The 19436-nt window shown below is 65.0% G+C and carries 5 protein-coding genes; 1 reads left to right on the top strand and 4 read right to left on the bottom strand.

All coding sequences use genetic code 11. From position 1 onward, the window contains the following. The first annotated feature begins 95 nt into the window (after positions 1-95). Positions 96-788: a DsbA family protein gene (locus AQZ52_RS15930; RefSeq protein ID WP_240481697.1), complete on the top strand. Its 693-nt coding sequence runs from the start codon at positions 96-98 to the stop codon at positions 786-788. A gap of 379 nt (positions 789-1167) precedes the next feature. Here the strand turns inward: AQZ52_RS15930 and AQZ52_RS15925 are convergent, their stop codons facing one another. The 4 genes from AQZ52_RS15925 to AQZ52_RS15910 all read right to left on the bottom strand — a co-directional run bounded on the left by AQZ52_RS15925 (position 1168) and on the right by AQZ52_RS15910 (position 19403). Continuing rightward, complete coding sequence (locus AQZ52_RS15925) at positions 1168-3249, bottom strand: substrate-binding domain-containing protein (protein ID WP_067913236.1); 2082 nt, start codon at positions 3247-3249, stop codon at positions 1168-1170. Positions 3250-3676: 427 nt separating this feature from the next. Further along, entirely contained in the window at positions 3677-4291 is a 615-nt protein-coding gene (locus AQZ52_RS15920; RefSeq protein WP_067913234.1) for an OmpH/Skp family outer membrane protein, read from the bottom strand. A 53-nt stretch (positions 4292-4344) separates the two neighbouring features. Further along, positions 4345-17448, bottom strand: a complete 13104-nt coding sequence (locus AQZ52_RS15915; RefSeq protein WP_082698157.1) for a filamentous haemagglutinin family protein — start codon at positions 17446-17448, stop codon at positions 4345-4347. Between the two features lie 122 nt (positions 17449-17570). Beyond that, positions 17571-19403: a putative porin gene (locus AQZ52_RS15910; RefSeq protein WP_067913228.1), complete on the bottom strand. Its 1833-nt coding sequence runs from the start codon at positions 19401-19403 to the stop codon at positions 17571-17573. Positions 19404-19436: the final 33 nt, after the last annotated feature.

The raw sequence follows: 19436 nt of genomic DNA, 5'->3' as shown, positions 1-19436 counted from the left end.
TGCCGCGCCGTCATTGCAGATTCATCCCGGACGTGAAAAGGAAAGGATGCCCGCAGGCCGGACCCATCCGGCGGCTAACTCAAAGGATCATGTCCGTGTCGCGCTTGCTCAAAACGATGATGGCCGGCGCTGCCTTGCTGGCGGCACCGATGGCAGCTTCTGCGCAGGAAGATGATCAGGGCGGTTGGCACGTGGCGACAAAAGTACCGCCGATCGGACCTGGCGACCGGATCCACGGGCCGGTGAGGGCAGACATCAGCGTGATCGTCTGGCTCGATCCGGAATGCCCCTACTGCAAGCAGTTCGGAACGACGGCGGAAACGGCGATCGATAACGCCAGGGGCAAGGCCAACCTTGCGGTGCGGCTGTTCCCCCTGCCCTTCCACGGACCGAACGCCATGTTTGCTTCGCTTTCTGCGCTGTGCGTGGGCGAACAGGGCGGCGATCCGGCCTACTACCGCTACCTCGATGGCTGGCTGGCGAGAACCGCGACGAATGGGGCTGGTCTCCCTGCCGAGCCCGGACAGGGCGGTGATCCGGCAATCGCGCTGGCCACAGCTGCCGGCGCTCGCGATACGGCCGCACTCGCCTCCTGCACAGCGGCACCCGCGACAGCCGAGCGCCTGAACGAGGAGATGCGCGGGGCGCAGCGCGCCGGACTTGCCGGAACGCCGTCCATAGCGGTGCGCAACAACCTGAGCGGCAGGACGATCATGGTCGACGGCGCCGTCGGAGCAGACGATCTGGAGGCAGCCATTGCCTACATGGGCAAGCAATCGGCGCTCTGATCGCAGCCATCGCCCATGGGCCTAAAAAAAGGCGGTGGACGAAGCCACCGCCAGAGATTGGGATATAAACGTCTCACCTGCCTGAGCCCTGTGTGACATACATGAAGGTAGCGTCAAAGCGTTAACTTTATCTGAACCGACAATTTTTGACGAACCCGCCTGAAAATTGACGAATCAGCGGGTTGCCGGTGCATCATCTGCTCATCGGCAGCGAGCGCGTGTTCCGCGCCGACACAAACCCCCGACCCGAAACTGTGCAGCCCTGACTGCCTGCCCAGCGCCCTACGCCACCGTAATGTGGGCCGTGCGGTGCGTGTGGTCCGGATACAAAAAGACGGCCCCGGTTTCCCGGGGCCGTCCAATTGCGTTGCAAACCGACTTAGAGGGTCGGGATGCCCTGACCGGCGGTGCAGGTCGGGTTCGCGCTGCCCAGCGGGAAGGTCGTGCCCGGGACAATCGCGGTCAGATCGGCGACCGAGAGCGCCGAGCCCTTGGCAACCTTGGTCGGAGCCTTGTACTTCTCGGTCACGAGGCCGTTCTGGATGTAGAGCGGCGAAGTGTAGAGAGCCGGGAACTTGGCGTTGCGAGCCAGGAAGGTGTCCTTGATCGCGTTGATCCAAGCGGCCGGAAGCTGAGCAAGGCCCTGCTGCTGACGGATGCCGAGGGCACCGGCCTTCGCACCCGTGAAGAGGGTCTTGTCGAACTTCTTGCCGTCGCTGCCCGTGATGTTCGCGCCGTACAGCGTGTTGAGCAGGGTGGCGAGACCGTTGCGGGTCGCCGGATCAGCGAAGCAGGTGCCGGTGATCAGCTGGCTCGTGCCCGTCATCGGATAGCCCTTGACCGGGTTGGCGAGCGTCGAGAGGTTGGCATAGAGCGCGTCGTACCAGTTGAGCGGGTTCGAACGGAGCAGATCGCCACCGGCGACATAACCACCCTTCGAGTCCGATTCCGGCGGAAGAACGCCACCGAAGGCGAGCGTCGCATTGGCGGCGTTCGGTTGGGCGAAGTCCCACTTCTTGCCAGCACCCTTGTTGTAGGAGGTACCGACTTCAAGCGCGGCGGTCTTGAGAACCATGTCGGCGGTGCCGCCGATCGAGTTGCCCGAAACCGGGGTCGGGTTCGTAAACACGGTGTCGGCCGAGACGTAGCCGATCTTGCCGTTGAACTTGATCGAAGCGTCGGCGCTGGCGATCAGCACGCCCGGGTTGTCACGCGCATCGACGACCGCGCTGGCGACGTTGCCGCCACCGTTGGCGAGGATGTAGAGACCCGAACCGTTGGTGCCCGAAGCGTTCGCGGTGATCACTTCACCGGTGCCCGAAACGGTCACGATGCCGCTCGTACCAGCATAGGCAGCGCCGCTGATAAGGGTGGCATCACCAGCGAACTTGGTCGAGTCGGTCTGGCTCGGCTTGTAGTTGGCCGAGCTCAGGCTACCCGTGCCCGAGGTCATGTTGATGGCCGAAGCGACGTTGTACGGCAGCTGCTCGGCAGCGCGCGTGATCTTGGCCGTGCCGGTGAGCTGGATGATCGGACCCTGGCAAGCAACCGAGAGGTGACGGGTGAAGATGTCGGTCGTGCCCGAGCCGTCGAGACGGCCGACGAGACGGATCGGTGCACCTTCAGCAGTCCAGCGGGCGCTGCCGTCGTTGGTGGCGTCGAACAGCGGCGTGCCAGCGACCTGACCGGTCTTCTTGAAGGCGACGTCAGGCGTGTTCGAACGCGTGATTTCGGCGTGGTTCCAGTTCTTGATGTTGCCGTTGAAGATACCGCAGTAGGCGTGCTTGCTGAGGCGCAGAAGGCCGTTCGGGGCCTTGATGTTGAAGGTCAGCGGGATCGTGTAGGCGTTCGAACCGTCCTTCTTGTAGCCGTAGATCGGGTTGTAGGTCACCGCGATCGGAAGCACGAAGAGCGGGATCTGGATCAGGGCACCAGCGCCGGTCGGCTTGTTGGTGTTCCAGCTCGTGACGTTGCCGGTGGTCATCGGCGCGTCGCTCATGACGAAGTGCGGCATCGTCCAGGTGTCGGTGTCGGTACCGAAGATCGTCGCGTCCGGCTTGGTGTTGGTGCCGAGGATCGCGGTGCGCGAAGCCGAACCCGGAACGGCGACGAGGCCGTTACGACCGCCGGTCGAACCGACGGCGAGGTACTTCAGGGTCAGGTTGGGCTGGATGTTCTGCGTGGCGCAGTTGAACTTGGCGGTGCTGCCGGCAGTCGTCACAGCGCTGCGAGCGGCGAACGCGGTGGTGCCCGACGGAACGTTGAACGAGTTGTTGTTGCTCGAATCGGCGTTGTAGTCGCCAATGCAGTTGGCTTCGCGGGGCAGGATGTCCTGGATCGACGTGGCGCCCGCGGCGTGCAGTTCAGCCTTGGGGTAAACGAGCTGGGCGTGGGCGGGCGTAGCCGCGGCGGCAATCATCGCGCTCGCGGCGAGCAGCGACGTCTTGAAATGAGTCGACATTGTATATCCCTTTTGTTTCAGACCTTTGCCTCTACTCACCAGCAACTTGGCAAACAGAGACCGGCCCTTGGTGCGTTGAACCTTGGTACCCTTTTTTACAAAGGCTTGACGGGCACTGCGTGCAACGATCCCGCCCCCTCGTTCAAAGAGGCCGGGTTGTGGCACGTTTGATTCGTCCCCGCAGAACCCCCTCTATTTTTCAGCGGTGACATTTTTGTGATGATGATGTCAGCAAATTGGGTGCCTGTTGTTCCGCACCGTCTGCGCATCGAAAGCGATCCCGAAGCAACGCCACGAAATCCTGCGTGAGATCCAATTTTACGTCTGATTTCCAGATCCTTAGCTTGCACATCGGGCGCACGCGATCTGGCCGCCGGAAATGCAGAGCGCACCTCCGGCGAAGTCCAAACAATGTTCCTAAGAAGGATTACGGCTTCGTGCTGGCCGGCAGTGTCGCGCGCTGGATCGCAAACGATGTAATCTTGCCGTCAAGTGCCGTTACAACCGCGGCGGTGATATCATTGCCAAAATTGCCACCGAGCAGGCTGTTTCGATCGAACAGCAAACCGCACCCCTTTTGCCCATAGGCCGCGGCAACCAGCGGTTGAACTTGCGCCGATATGGTCGCGAGGGCATCGATTCGGGTCTTCTCAACCTCGCGGCGGCGCTGCTCGGCAAGGGCCTGCACCGGCGCCAGCTTGGCGCTGAGCGCCTGTTCTTGCGCGCGGATCTGCTGCGGGGTCATTTTGGGTGCCTGCGCACGCAGCGCGGCTACCTGGGCGTCGACCGGCTTGCGCATGGCATCGACTTCGGCTTGCGCCTCGGCCGTGATCTGCCGGATGCGCTCCGACGCATAAACCGCAACCTTGCTGCTCGTGAGCACGGCATCGCGCGAGATGAGGCAGACACCCGGCACAATCGGCCCGCCAAGGCCTGCCGGCACGATCGAGGGCACCGAGCCCTGCGCCTGCGCGCCCGCCGGGGCCAGTGCCAGCATGCTGGCGGCCACGGCAGTCGCGGTGCTGAAGAACTTGCAAGCCATGGTTTAACTCCTTGGGATCCCTGTCTTCGCAACCGGGAAGTGACGTGCGCCGATCAGCGCACGCACTTGCCCGATGAATCGAACCGTCCGCTCGGGCAATCATCCGCGTTGCCACCGATGAAGCCGAGCACGTCGACCCGGATGATCGAGCGACGATCCGTTGTCTTCGATTCCTGCGCCTTGGCCTGTGCCGCTGTGGCCGCGGTCGCCGCTGTAGCGCCCGCAGGAACCGACGGCGCAGCAACGATCGCCGTGGTCGGCACGCCGACCGATACCCCGCCGACCTTGAAGTTGTCGGCATTGGCAACGCGCGCCGCCGCAACGAAGACGTCGCCCGAGGCCCGAACACCGGCGTCGCCCGCGTCGACCGTACCGACCGGCGCCACCAGGATGACGCTCGAAGAGGGCACATCGGGGGTCGGCCGCAGCGCGGCGATACCCGCACCCGCAACGCTGCCTGCCGAGTTGAGCTCCCCGGTCGCGTTGTTCGAGAAGCGCAGGGTGACCGGCGGGAAGTTCGATGCGGTCTTCGGGCCCTGACCGGCGTTGAGATCGCCGTTGGACGACCACATCGTGACATCGCCACCACTGAGCGTGAACAGACGGCTCTGATTCAGGCGGAAGCTGCCGTCGCTGAAGCTGCGGATCGCACCGCCGCGCAGAGAGAGCACACCTTCGAAGCCGATCGGGATCGAATCGATCCCCACTGGGTTCGACCCGAGCGAGAGACCATTGGCAATGGCAAGTCGGCCGGAATCGCCGAGCAGCGTGCTCTTGCTTGCGGCCTGGGTCGAGGTACGCACGACCGAGCCGGCGATGAAATCGCCGCCCGGACCGATGAGGGTAATCGAGCCGCCGCGCGACGTGCCGATCGTAGCGAGACGCAAGTCGACGTTGCCGGTCTGGACGCGGGCTGCAACCGCAGCCTCGCCATTGACGAGCTTCTTGGTGGGCTCGCCCAGCGGGTGATCGGCCGTGACCGATGCAGGATCGGTCTCGAACGTGGAGAGGTTGTCGGTGTAGCCCAGCTTGGCCGGGAACAGCGTCTGGATGACACGATAGCCGCGCACGTACTGGTTGAACGAATTGCTGTCCGGCCGCGCCGGTGCTGCAAGTTCGCCGAAGTACAGGCTGCCGAGGAGGAACTGGCGCTGCTGCTCTTCGGAGACCGTTCCCTTGAAGGCAGCGTAGAGCGCGTCGTACTTTGCCCAGGCTTGCGCCGAGAGTTTCGCATCGGTCGAGACATCGGCGCTGCCGAACACGGCTGCAAACGCATCCGCCGCATTGTCGCGCATCCAGCGGGCGAGCACCGGCCCATAGATCGGACGCTTGCGGTCTGGCGAGAGGTTGCCCGCCGTATCGGCGTTCTGGGCAAAGAGATCGCCGTCCAGCTTCGCGAGGTTGGCCGGATCGAGGTAGGTATCGCGCAGGGCCGTGTAGTCGGCACCGAAGGCCACACCGTAGAGCGCATAGAGATCGGCCCCGGTGGTGCCGAGCCACGGGTTGGCCTCGTTGCCGATGGTGCGGATGCCGCCCGCATAGGAAACGTTGTTGACCGTCACCGAGTTGAGGAATGGCCCCAGATTGCGGCCGGCCTGCACGCTCAGCGCGCCGGGCCCGCCCAGCACGAAATTGGTCAGCCCGACATAGGGACGCCCTGACACCGGCGAAATCAGATCCGGGAGCGTGGTTGTTGCAAGAATATCTCGTCCGGCGACGATGCTCGTGACATCGGTGGGCCGCAGATTCTGGCCTTCGAAGTAGAAGTTGACCAGATCGAGACCCGCATTGATCCGCGCCGCCTTGGGCAGCGAGAGCTGGACGTTCGACATCGAGCCGCCGGCATAGATCAGCGCCGGCCGATCATCGTCGATGTGGGTAATGTTGCGGTCGTGGATGAGGCGCTGCACGGCATCGTCCGGTTCGCCGATCGTGCCGCCGAACGTGAAGCCGAGGCCGCTGACGCGCAGCGGAATGCCGCCGCTGACCGTGAGATACTTGGCAGCGGTGAACGCGCCGGGCAGGTCCGACGGATTCGCGTCGCTCATCGAAAGCGCGAAATTGGAGAGGTTGCCGCCGGCGACCAGCGAAAGCTGGCCGAAACGGCTTGGATAGAGCAGGTTGGGATTGACGCCCGTAAGAGCGACATCCGAGCCGAGCGAGGTCAGCGACAGCGAGGGCGGGAGGACGTACCCGAAGAGCGGCAGCAGGCCGGCCGAAGCCTCCTGCGCGGTAAACGACGTCCGCAGATCGTTGCGGTTGGGCGCGAGCGTGATGGCGCCCACCGTCGCGACCGAAACGCCGGCCATCGGGCTGAAGAAGCCGGCGCTGCCCAGACGATCGCTGATCGAGGCTACAGTCCGCTGCGCGCCGAGCGCGCCGATACCGCCCAGCGTGACCGATCCGCGCGCCGTCAGCGTGACCGCCGCATCGGCGACACGCAGACGCAGCAGGCTGCGCTGGTCATTGCTCGCGAGCGATGTGTCGTAGGCCCCCGTGTTCGCCGTGCTGCCCGCATCGGTCACCTGCCGCCCGACATTGATCGAGGCCGCGCCCTGGGCAATGTCGACCTGCCCGCCGAACACATCGCGGCCGGCGACGAAATCGAGATTGCCCGAACCGCTCGAGACGAGGACCTGGGCTCCATCGGCTGTCCGGTCGGTCACGACGGAGTTGACCAGTGCCACTGTCAGGTCGCTGACATCGCGGCCCGCACGGATGGTCACATCACCGCCAGCCAGTGCGCCCACCCCTGACGAGAACATCTGCGGAATCAGCGTGATCTGCGTGTTGTTGCCGACATTGCCCGTCCGCCAGCGCTGGCTCCGATTGCCGAGGCGCAGGTTGTTGAACGTGGTCGTCTCACCCGCAAGGCCCGGCAGTGTCGTGGTCAGCTCAATGCCACCGTTGAGGTAGACTTCGCTCCACACATCGCGGCGAGCCAGCACGTCGTTGCCTGCGGAGAGGGTGACCGAGCCGCCGCCACCGGTGTAATTCGGCGCGGAATCAAGCAGGCCCTGCGGCGAGGGAATGTAGTTCAGGATCTCTGTCTGATCCGGCTGGGTGATCGTGCCGGTGAGGCCGATCGTGGAGAGGCGCGTGCCGGCGGTGTAGATCGCAGCGCCGCCGACCTGCGCGGTGCCGGCATCGTCGCCAAATGCACCGCCTTCATCGCGCGAGGCCCCGGTCTCGTCGCGATAGGTGATCGCCCCTGAGGCAACCAACGAGATGTCCTTGCCCGCAGCGACCGCGATATTGCCATCACCAGTGCGCACGACCGGACGGTAGAACACGCGCGGCTGATCGAACGTCTGGGGGACGTCGATCGAGCTGAGATCGATGTTCTCCGCGTTCAGGCGTGTGAAGTCCGCACCGTAGCTGCCGGAGAGGAACGCGTTTACTTCCGCCAGCGAGGCGTAGACACCGGTCACCACTCCGTCCTCGCGGATGAAACGCCGTCCGGCGAAGAACGACAGCGCAGCCGTACGCGTCGTGTCCGCAAGATCGGTGTCCGCGCCCCAGTTGAGGCGCGTGTAGAGATCGGCTGCAGTGGTCGGATCGACCAGGCTGGAGAACGCCCCGTTGAAGAAGTTGCCGGTGGTATCGTAGACGATCGTGCCGGAGCCGTCGTCGAAGCCGAACTGGACACCGCCGCCAAGCGAGGTGTCGCCGGCTTTCGGCTTCAGCAGATAGGACTTCTCGCCCGCAACGATGACCGAGCCGCGCTTGGTGGGATCCACAGCGACCGGATCGGCCGATGCGCCTTCGGCGCCTGCGGCAAGGCGAATGTCCGAGGATCGGACAGGCTTGCCGTCGACCAGCGGGAAGAGGTCGGCGACGCCGATACCGTTTCCTGTTCCGTCTGCCGCCACCGAATTCGCCGAGGCCGTATAGGGTGAATGAACGAAGATCGGAGTCGCCTGACCACCGAGTTCAGGGCTGGTCAGATCGACAACGACGATGTCGGCATCGTCGAGGCGGCGGTTCTGGTACTTGCTGAACAGCGGCAGCGTGTTGTCGCAGGTGCTGAAATCGGCGCAGTTGAGCTGGATCGCGGGGTGATACTGCCGATTGCCACCGCCAAGCTGGTAATTCAGGTAATCCGCGTTTGTGCGGTCGTGGAAGGCGAAGAAGCCGTCGCTGATGCTGTTGGAAACCTTGAGGTCTCCGCCTGCGCGGACGGTGAAGATGCCCGCCTCGCCCGTGGCCTTGCCGCCGACGCGGAAGGTCATGTCGATGTACTTGGCGAAGAGCTGGCCTTCCTTGCCCTGGACCACTTCGTAACGCGGGTTGCCATTGGCGTCGGGGCCGAGCGGCGAGGCAACCAGCAGGCCATCTGCCAGTGCGCCGGCGTAATCGACCAGCGTGCCCGCCGCGAGGTTGATGTTGCTGTCGACGAGGATGGTCCCCTTCGACGAAAGCTCGACTTCCGGACGGACCCGGAAGCCGGCGAGCGAGCCGCCGTTCTTGAGCTTTAGCGAGAAGTTGCGGATGAACGAGGGCAACGTTCCGGTGGCGGTCGTATCCGCAAGCAGGTTGGGTTTGCCGGTGGCCGCCGCATCGAGATGGATGCCATCGGCATCACGCGTCACGCCCGAGAACGCCCCCGAGGCCGCGATCGCATCGAGATCGAAGTGCTTGAACGCATCGATCGTCTGCTCGCGCGCGCCGACAATCGTTCCGCTGTTGCGGATATCGACCGTAGTGTCATTGTCGATGACCGGGGCGCGCAGGGTTACCGTGCCGCCGAGGTCGCCGTAGACATGGCGGTAGGCGGTCGTGAGCGCGAGCGTATCGGCATCCTTGACCGTGATTGCCACGAGCCGGTCGCCGGGCCGCTGCGCCGAGACGTCGATGCGCGCACCAGAGGCGATGCTGATGCTTGCCGTATCCGCAGCGACGCCGAGCATGACATTGCCGCCATGGGCCTGACGGCTGTCGAGCGCGCTGTAGCCGCTGGTTCCCGCCAGAATACGGGCAGTCCCGGCCAGCGCGACCCCGTCCTTGCCATAGACGGCAATGTCACCGCCATTGACGCGCAACGCGCGATAGGCCGGATCGGTGAGCTTGAGGCCCGCGACGCTGTCGCCCGAAGTGTCGATCGTGCCACCGATGGTGACGGTGCCGTTGTCGGCCACAAGCCGCACGCTATCGGCCCGCAGCACGGTTCCCGCCGCGAGGTCGAGGTTGCCGGTGCCGGTCCGGAGATCGAAATCGCCCTCGAACAGGCGGCCGTTGTCCGCAAGGAACGCGGTCAGATCGAATGGCTTGTCCTGCGCGCCGAGCACGTTGCCGCCATTGATGTGCAGCGAGGCATCACGGGATGTGCCGGCCTTGACGCCGCCATTGAGCGCCGAACCAAGACGGATCGTCCCGTTCGTCGCGGCGAGCTGCAGCGTGCCGGCGCCGCCGATCCCGTTGTCGACGATGAGGCTGGTGCCCTGCGCCAGCGTGATGTCGCCCCGCGACGACTGCAGGCTGATCGTGCCCGAACCAGCCGTCACCACGAGCGGATCGGTGTTCGATCCGACCTTGGTGGTGAAGCCTGGAACCGCGATCGATGCATTGCCCGAGACCGTGATCGCATTGCGAGCAAAGGCATTGACCACGCCCGACGTGGCGCGGATTTGCGAATTGTTGAGCGTGAGGCTGGCAACGTGCGCATCGGCCGAACCGAACGCGATCAGCGAACCGGCAAGCCCTGCCGCCGCCGACGCATCGCCGGTGCGGCCCGTTCCGTCGATGGTCACCCGGCCGCGGGTCAGGAACGCATAATCGGCACCGCCCGAGGTGTAGTCGATTGTGCCGCCGGGTGCACGGTCGGCGACCAGAGGAGCCTTGATCGTGAGGGCCGCCCCGCTCGTCGCCGAAGCATCGTCGAGAACGAACGCACCCTTGCCTTCGACGAAAACGCCCTTGCTAGCGTCGAGCAGGACGCCGCCTTCATAGCCGACCACGCGGAAATCGCCCGAACCGAGCGCAATCTCGTCGGCGCGGATCGTCAGCTTGTTGGTGCTGCCGCAGGCCGCCGCGCCGTTCTTGGAACAATCGGCCAGCGCTGCAACCGAGTTGCGCAGTTTGACCGACTTGGCGTTGATCAGACTGTCCCCACCGCCCGAGAGCAGCCCCGGCGCATCGATAACAAGATTGTTGAAGCGGTCAGGCAGCGCACCACCGAGAGTGATCGCGCGGCGCGAACGCAGGGTCAGGTTGTCGGCTGCGGCCAGCTTGTTCGCGACGACACTGCCGATGCCGCCGTCCGAGAAATCGATCCGCGTGCTGCCGAGGCTGACCGACTTCGCTTCGATCGAAGCCTGTTCGTCGAAGCGGACGCGCCCGCTGGTATCGAGAGCGATCGTGTTGGCGGAAACGGTGGCACCGCCCGCGATGGTCAGCGTCGCGCCTGCAAGATCGGCATTGCCAAGCGCAGGATCGGTGATCCGGCGCACCAGCCGCTCTGGCCCGGTGGAGATGCGCAGCAACGAGCCGATACCGCTGTTGTCGGACCGTGTCGTCGCCGGTCCCTTGTCCTGATATCCGACGATGTAGTCGCCCAGCAGCTGGTCGGCGAGTGTGCCCGCTGTCTTGATCGAGGCACCCGCCGCGACGGAAACGCGGGAATCCGAACCACCTGCAACAAGGATCAGCTCCGGCAGGGTCAGCGCGACATTGCGGCCGACACTGACATCACGGGCCTGCACGTCGATGCGCGTCGTACCGTCGACATTGTCGCTGCGCACGCCGCCGATCAGCAGGCTGTTGGCATTCAGCGCGCTCAGCGTGCTGGTCGTGAGCACGAGCGTGCCCGGATCGGAAACGGCGGGCAGGGAATCGCGGATCTGTACAACCGAAGCGGCGATATCGAACTGCGCGCCGCGACCGCCGGTGGCAACGTCGGTGACAAACGTCCCGTCGACTGTGAACGAGCGCGATGGGCTGATGACAAAACGCGCGGCATCGAGCGGAGTGCGCGGCGCCACCTTGCCGTCGTTCTTGGCCTGGTTCGAGAAGTTGGTCGTGCCCGACGTGGTCTGGATGCGCGAGTAACGCCCGAACGTGGCGGCAGACTGCACCGTAAACGACCGCCGCACCGACTCGCGATAGTCCGTTCCGGTGGTGGCATAGCTGCCGCCAACGACGACACTGCCGTCGAGCAGCTTGGTCGAGCCGGTGACAAACGGTGCCGCGCTGTCGGTATTCTCGACAAGACGCAGTGCGCCGGGCAGCAGCGCATAATGCGCGGGCAGAAGCAGATATTCGCCAGCAGCAATCCCGTTGCCGCCGTCGAGCCAGACGGTGCGGCCCGCAGCGGTCCCGTAGAGATCGCCGCCGCCTGCCCCATAACTGGCTGAATAGAGCGGATCGAAGGCTGCGACCTCGCCTGCCTGGGAGACCGGCACGATTGCATAGACCTGGCGGCCGTCCTCGAATTGCAGGCCGTTGTTGCTGCTGAAGGTGTCGGTGTTCTCGCGGCTCAACACGTCACGCGAACCACCGGTGCCCGAGACGAACTCGTAAGCGAAGATATCCCCGCCGCCGCGGCCATCGATCTTGGCGCCGCCCTGGATCGCGATGTCCTGGCCCTCAAGCCGCATTTCGCCAACCGGCGCCGCCGTGAGCGGTCCGTTCACGTTCGGCTTGAAGTAGTATTCGGTAAGGTCGGTCGTCTGGCCATAGGGAACATTCAGCCCCTCGCCGCTGACCGAGGTGACGCTGCCTGCGCCGAAGTGCACCGACTGTGTCGCGGGAAGCAGGCCACTGTTAGAACTCAGCGGGCTCGCATTGCCGATCTCGAGCAGGCCGAGCGGAACGCGCAGCACGCCATCCTGTTCGATGTGGGCGCCCGCCACGCGCAGCCAGCTGCCAGCGGAATAGGGCGCCTTGGGAGCCGCGCCGCCGTTGGAGGAGAAGCCGACCGTGCCGTCGGCTGCAAGCGACCCGAGCAGGAAAGGCCGCGCCGTGCTGAGCGATGTTCCGTTGCGACGGTCCTCGATCAACTGCTGGAGATTGCCGGTTCCGGTCGTTGTATAGACCTGGTCCGCGGTGAAGCGCAGGTCGCCGGTCGAGACCACCGCGCCGGTAATGCCTGAAGGCGCAGTTTCGGGGAACGGTGCAGCAACGCCGATCAGGCGGATATCATGATCGGCCTTGAGATTGACCGCGCCCGCGGCAGCGCTCTCCGACTTGCCCGTGGGCACAATGAAGGTGATGCCGCCGACGAGGTCGAGCGACTTGGCCGAGAAAGTGACACTGCCCTTATCAGCCGCGGTCGTCGGGCTGGACAGGGTCTGCTGTGACCGGCTTGAAAGCCGGATATAGGGCGCGGAAATCGCAGCATCGCCATTGCTGAGCAATGAGACCGAAGTCCGCAGTTCCGGCTCGTTCACCGTGCTCGTGGTCGGATCGATGCTGGAGAGGATGAACGCCTTCCCGAGGCGGAGATCGACTGTCCCGTCGAGCCCGAGCTTGCCCCGCGCGATCATCGTCGCAAAGCCCGAAGCCTCAACCCAATCCGCGCTTACCACACCGGCGGCGGCGGCACCGCCGCCAACCGATTGCCGCAGGATGGGGTTCACCCACTCGAGCACGCCGCCCTCTGCCTGATCGGTGCCGCCGAAGGCGCGCACCGTGCCGGCTGCCAGCGATCCGCCGGCCAGCACGCGAACTGCGCCCGCATTCGACCACTGCGGCGTCAGAGCATAGTCGGAACCGCTGATCGCGATGTCGAACGCGGCCTTGCTGCCGCTCACATCGAGCACCGACCCGGTCGCCGCATTGAAGGCAAGGCCCGCGACCGGGGCCACCACCAGCGAACTTTCGCCGCCGCGATAGACCTTCTCGCGCCCGCCGCTGTAGTCACCCGGGGTGTATAGACCCGCCGACGCGTTCGTGAACGCCGCCGAGGTGCCGATCGAACCGCCACCATAAAGCAGGCCGGTGCGCTGCATGCGCCCATCTGCAAGGATAGGGGCACGGGGGTTGAAGACCACACCGCCCGACAGATCGGTCGTGCTGCCAGCCTCGAGGCGGATGCCCTCGTCCGCGCCGAGCTTGCCGAGGAAATAGACCGCCCGGTCCTTGTTGGGACGGGAAAACAGCTGACCGTTGGTGACCGTTTCGCCATCAATCTGCACCAGCGCGTTGGCGTTCTCGGAATACTGCTTGTGGCCGTCGACCAGCGTGAACGCCCCGAGCACTTCACCCAGCCCCAGCCCGCCAAGTTCCTCGCCCCGCACGCCGATCGCGCCGCCGACCAGCGATTCCGGAAGCACGCTGCGCTGGGTGATCGACCCGCCGACAAGGCGGATGCGCCCTTGGTTGAGCAGCTTGGGCGTGATGATCGTCGCGCCCGCGCCGCCGATGATGCTGCCATCCTTTTCGACATCGAGTTCGATCATGCCGCCGAGCTTGAGTGTCGCGGCGCGCTGGTCGAAGGCTTCGGTCGGCACCGCAGCCTGGAGCAGCGCGGCGACATCGGAGCCGGTGGCGAGCGCCTGAAGCGCGCTCGTGCCGGAGGCGTCGAGATAAACCGGCATCAGCGCCTGGTTCAGGTTCAGCGTCTCACCCGCGCCGATGCGGAAAAGTGTCGTATCGAGGAATGCCGAGTTCCCCTCCACGCCGTTGTCGAACAGGTTCTTGAACAGGCGCGAGCGGTAGGACGAGACATCGAGCGTGCCGAAGCCGGTCTTCTGCAGGAAATCGAGATCGACGTGGGCACTGCCCGCCGCAGTGTCGGAGCCGAACGAGACGCTGGGCGCAACCAGCGTGAAGCTACCACCACCGCCGAAGCTGAATCCCTTGAAATTGCTCGCGCTGAACTGGACCGAGGAGCGCTGCTCGACCGGAACTGCGGATGAGCGGATCGCCGGCAGGATGCCGTTCGACGGGATCGGCGTGTAGGTCACGGACTGCGTCGCGGCGCCAACCGCCTGATCGGTCAGGCTGCTTTCGTTGTAGCCTGAATCGGTCCGCGTGACGGAGGCGTAGATTGTCTGGTTGATCAGGCTGACATTGCCTCCCTTGGCCACCAGATCGAGCAGGCCGTTCTGCGCGACATGGCCGCCGGAGGAGACATTGAGCAGCGCGTCGCTGCCGATCACGATGCTGCCGCTAAGATCCGCGGCATACTTTGCGGTCGCGCTCGTGCCGCCAGAGTAGACAAAGACCTTGGGCGCAACGAGCAGCGAGATCGAACCGCCGGACGTGTAGGCGGTGCCAGTGGGAAGCAGATTGGACTGCGCCGCGAGGTAGTCGTTGCTCCACACGCCCGAAACATCGAGCGTGCCGCCGACGCGCACGTCAAAGGGACGCGCCAGCACCGCATCCTGGGCATAGGAGGCCTGAACGTCATCGTCGGTGGTGAAGGCCGAACCGGCGGCGGCGATCGGCGAGGTGAGCACGGTTCCCAGCAGTTCGCTGGTGCCGGCGGTAATGGTGCCGGATTTGGCCGTGATGTTGCCGTCCAGCAGGATTGTCCGCCCGGCATTCACCGTGAGCTTGCCGCCGTCAACCAGCGTGACGGCGCTGTCAGCGGCAAAGCGCACGCCGCCGGAGGTCTGGAGCGTGACCGCTGCCAGATGGGCATCGTTGATCTGGGCATCGGAGAGGATGATTGTCCCCGGCGCCGCGTCGGTCGGCGCGCTGACACCCCGCACCAGGATGTCCCCGCCAAGATCGACGGCCGACTTGCCACTGAAGCTCCCGACCCGCAGGAAGCCTGCACTGGGCAGTTCGTAGGGGCTGGCCTGAAGATTGCGCGGGTCGCGCGCGATAGCTGAGACCTTGCTGCCGATCTGCCCCTTCGACAGCTGGAACTGTCCGGCGAAGGCATCGCCGGCAAAGCTGCCTTCGACCGTGGCCGTGCTGGCGGTGATCGTCAGCCCGCCAGCGTCCCGCCCTTCGTCATAGGCCGGATCATCGCGCGAACCTGAAAGCAGACGGCTCGTGAAGGTGCGCGAGGTGCCGAACTTGCTCTGTACGGAACTGAATCCGTCGGCGATCCCCACATAGTCGCCGTTGGGATCGGCATCGGCGATGTCGACAATCGTGCCATCCGCGCGGATCAGGCGGGTGGTTTCGATCCGGCCCGCATTATAGTGGACCCAGCCGCCCGAGAAATCGATCTTCGCGCCGGATTCGATGATCACCCGCGCCGGATGGGCGGCTTCGGCAACGTCGATGACCGGTTTGGCCAGCAGCGTGACAGTGCCGCCCTTGGTCATCAGTTCAGCCGCATCGACCCCGATCTGGCTGATCGCGGAGCCTGCCTCGATCAGTGGCGAGCCGACCCATTTGACGCCATCGGCGCGCACACCGCTGCGCCGCGGATCTACCGAAACGGTCTGCCCGTTGAGCGTGAAGCCACCATTGGTCAGCACGTCACGGTAATTCGGTGTATCGCGCAGCTCGTTGCCCTTGAGCGGCGAGATCGTGACAATGTTGCGGCTGGCCTCGAGTTGCACGTCCTTGACGCCGCTGACGTCGATGCGCGCGCCGGATTTCACCACCACATCGCCGGCAAGCGGGACCTTGTTGACGGCGGCATAGGCCGCAAGATCGAACGGCTGATCGGCCCGTCCGCCGACCGACACAACGGCCGAGGGCGCATAGATCAGCGCGTTCTCGCCGAACTCGACATTGGCCGTCCCGAACACCCCGCTGGTGGAAGTGCCCGCAACCGGCGAGACATAGGCGCCGCCGATGTCGATCCGCGATGTCTTGAACAGCGGTGGCTCGTCCGCGGTGCCTTGTGGCACAGTTTCGCCATTGTCGTCCGGCTGGATCGAGATCCCACCCGCATGCGCGGTGTCCGCACCGCCACCGATGAGGATATGCCCGGCGGTCAGCGAAACAACGCCATTGCGCGAAACGCTTGTCGTATCGCTGATGAGGCCGAGGTTCGAGACAGACCCGGTGAGATCCGCGCCGAGCGACACATAGCCGCGCTTCGCATCGATCAGACCTGAGTTGACGACCTCGCCTCCCGTCTCGATCGGCGAGCGCAGGATGAGGCCGCGAATGTCCGGATCAGCGCTGTTGGAGGCGCCGGTCGAGGTCGTGTAGCTGATCGCCCGGCCGGCCTGGAGGCTGATCTGGCCGTTTGTTGCCGTAAGCGTGCCGTCATTGCTGAGATTGGGGGCGGTGAAGATGAGGAAACCGCCATCGCCCGCCGTGATCGAGGCACCGCGATCGATGACCACATTGCCTTCAGGCACTGAAGAGAAGCTGGAAGCCGCATCGGTGTAGACATAGGTACCGCTGCCCGCGAGGCTTGAAGTGAGCAGCGCGTCGAACTTGGTCGGCGCCTTCGAGGCGACGAGCAGGCCGTCATCGAGGAACGACCGGTTGCGTTCGGCCAGCGACAACCCGGTGAAGAGCAGGTCGGAACCGGGAGTGCCAACGGGCAGTTCCTTGCCGAAGTTGCCGATCTCGAGGCTGCTGGCCAGCAGCGAGTTGACGTTGATCTGGCTGCCCTGGCCGAAGATCACGCCGTTACGGTTGAGGATCAGCACCTTGCCGTCGGCCTTGATCTTGCCGAGGATGGTGGTGGGCGAAGCCTTGGGATCCACCACGCGGTTCAGCGCGACCCAATCGGTCTGGGCCTTGCCGTTCAGCTTCTGGTCGAACACCAGGGTCGTGTTCGCGCCGACATCGAAGCTGTTCCATGAAAGCAGCGCGCGCTGGTCGGTCTGCTTGATCGTGACGGTGTAGTCATTCCCCGACTGCACCTCGGTCGGCATCAATGCGCCTTCCCAGGTCGCGCGGCCGCTGGCATCGTCTGCCGCCTTTACAGGCGCCGTGACGGCCGGATTGAGCCCGCCGAGCGAGAGCCCGTCCGTTGGCTTGTTGCGCACCGAAGCGAGCAGCGCATTGCGCACATCGGTCACCATCGTGCGCATGGCCTTCACCGCATCACGGTTGGCCTGCTGCTGCGCCAGGGCCTGCTGCATGCGCACCGAACGCTGCGGAACGGCCGCCGTCTGCGCGCCCGTGGTCGGCACCGTCATGGCCCCGAGGACGCCGGCCATGCGCGCTGTCTGCGCCTGCGCCACCGGCGCCGCGACGACAAGGCCCAGCACCATGGCGCTTGTACCCGACAGGAGCATCTGGCGAAGGCGAGGAGCGTCAGCGGGCTGGCGGGGCATAGGGAACCTCATGGAAAACTTCCATCAAACGGGCAGTCTAGAACCGAAGGATGACGGTGCAGGGTCAGCCCGCGCGGGATGCCGGAAAAGACCGGCACGCGGGCGCAGGTGTCCTGAAGCGTCCTCCGGCAAACTCAGAACCGGGCCATGAAATCGATCTGCAACACGTCGATCGCCAGCGGCTCGCCCGAAATCTCGTTCGCGCTGAACCAGCGCGCGCGCAGCGAGAGACGATCCGCGAGGCCATATTCCGCTCCGACGACGTACCCCTTGGCGTTGGTACCGCCGAGGTGGAAATCGCTGTCGGTATAGGCGTCGAGCACCGCATCGCTTTCGAGGTAGCGGTATTCGGCAAAGGCGTTCCAGGCCCCCTTCTTGACCACCTTGGGGTAGCCGATCGAGGCATTCACCAGCCAGCCGGTATCGCCCCCTATGAAGCTCGTCGGGTTGGTCTTGGTGCAGATGTTGCGCGCGGCGTTCCCGTCCGCCCCGTAGTTGTTGTAAGGCTGCACGAGGAAAGCCTGGGCCGTGTCATAAAGGCCCGAGCATATGTCAGCGCGCTTGAAGCCGAGGTTCTTGACATATTCGCCCGCCAGCCGTGCCGTCACGTTTTCCGAAACCGGCACGCGCAGGGCAAGGTTGAGATCGAGGATGCGATAGTCGAACTTGAGGCCGAAAAGCTGCGGATAGACGCCCGCGCTGTTGGTCACGAGATTGCGGATCGTGAACAGCGTGTTGCCCTTGCGCAGGAACTGCGGCTGGAAGCCGTCGGTCGAGCAGAAATTGCCAAGGTCGAGGTTGCAGGGTTCGGACAGCTGGCCCTGAACGTTGCGGAAGCTGTGATAGCCCGCGCTCGCATCGACCGCGAGGGTGTCGGTAATCGGTGCCGTCAGCTTGATTTCGCCGGCATAGAGCCACTTGTTCGGGAACGACTGCTTGTTGACCGCCACGCTCGGGAAATTGCCGTCGCCGTAATCGAGCGGAAATGCGCCGCCCGTCAGCGTCACGCCCGAATCCTTGCCGAACAGGCCGGCCCACTTGAGCGAGGCCGAAAGGCCATCGAAGCGCAGGTCCTCGTCGTAGAGCAGCGGCGTGGTGTTGAAGGGATTCTCGAAGCGGCCGAAATGCAGCGTCGCCCAGTCGGTCGGCTTCACCTTGATTTCGGCCGTATCGACGAAGATCGACCGCTTGGCAAAGCCGCCGCCGAGGCTGGCATTTTCCGAGATCGGGCTGTTGTCTTCGCCGGTGCCAAGCACCAGCGTCGCCGTCACGCCCTTCACCACATTGGCCTCGAGGCCGAGCCGCGCACGATACCGCGCGTCAGTGCGATCCTTGCGCGTGTTGAGGAACTGGTACGAGGCAAGCCGCGCGAGGTCGATCGGCTCACCGGTCGCGGTCATGCGGGTGAAGTCGAAGATCTGGTTCGAGTTGCTGCGCGAATAGAGCGCGCTTTGCGAACGCACGCGCACGTCGCCAAAGAGGCGCAGGCGCTTGGTCCACTCGGGCGCGGCCTGGTCCTTCGTCACCCAGCCCTCGCTCGCGGCCTGGGCCATGATCTCGCCGCGAATCTCGTCGCGGATCTGCGCGCGGACCGCCTCGGGCACGCGGCTGACGCGGACAGCCCCTTCTGCCACCGGCGGCGGAGGCGGCGGCGGCGCGGCGGCGAGCCGGGCCTTGTCCGCCTCCGCCTGGGCCTGGGCCAGCAGCGCATCCCCGTCAGCCTGCGTCAGCGTGCCCTTGGCCACGAGCAGGCGGATGAGGTTGGTCATGGCATCGGGCGACGGCGCAGCGGCCTGGGCTGCCGGAGCAGCAGCAGCCTGAGCGGCATCGCCGGGTGCAGCCTGCGCAAGAGCGCTGCCACCGACCAGCAGCGCGACCAGCGCGGCCGAGAGCCCGAGCCCGCGCTTGACCCGCGCCGGGTTCAATCCTGCACGACCGGTCTTGCGATCCAGATTGCACGCCGACATCACGAAACTCCATTCTTGCAAGGTGCCTGAAAC

The organism is Novosphingobium fuchskuhlense (assembly GCF_001519075.1).
Classification (GTDB): Bacteria; Pseudomonadota; Alphaproteobacteria; order Sphingomonadales; family Sphingomonadaceae; genus Novosphingobium; species Novosphingobium fuchskuhlense.
The sequence above is the reverse complement of the archived record's forward strand: the minus strand, read 5'-3'. Positions and strand labels throughout refer to the sequence as shown.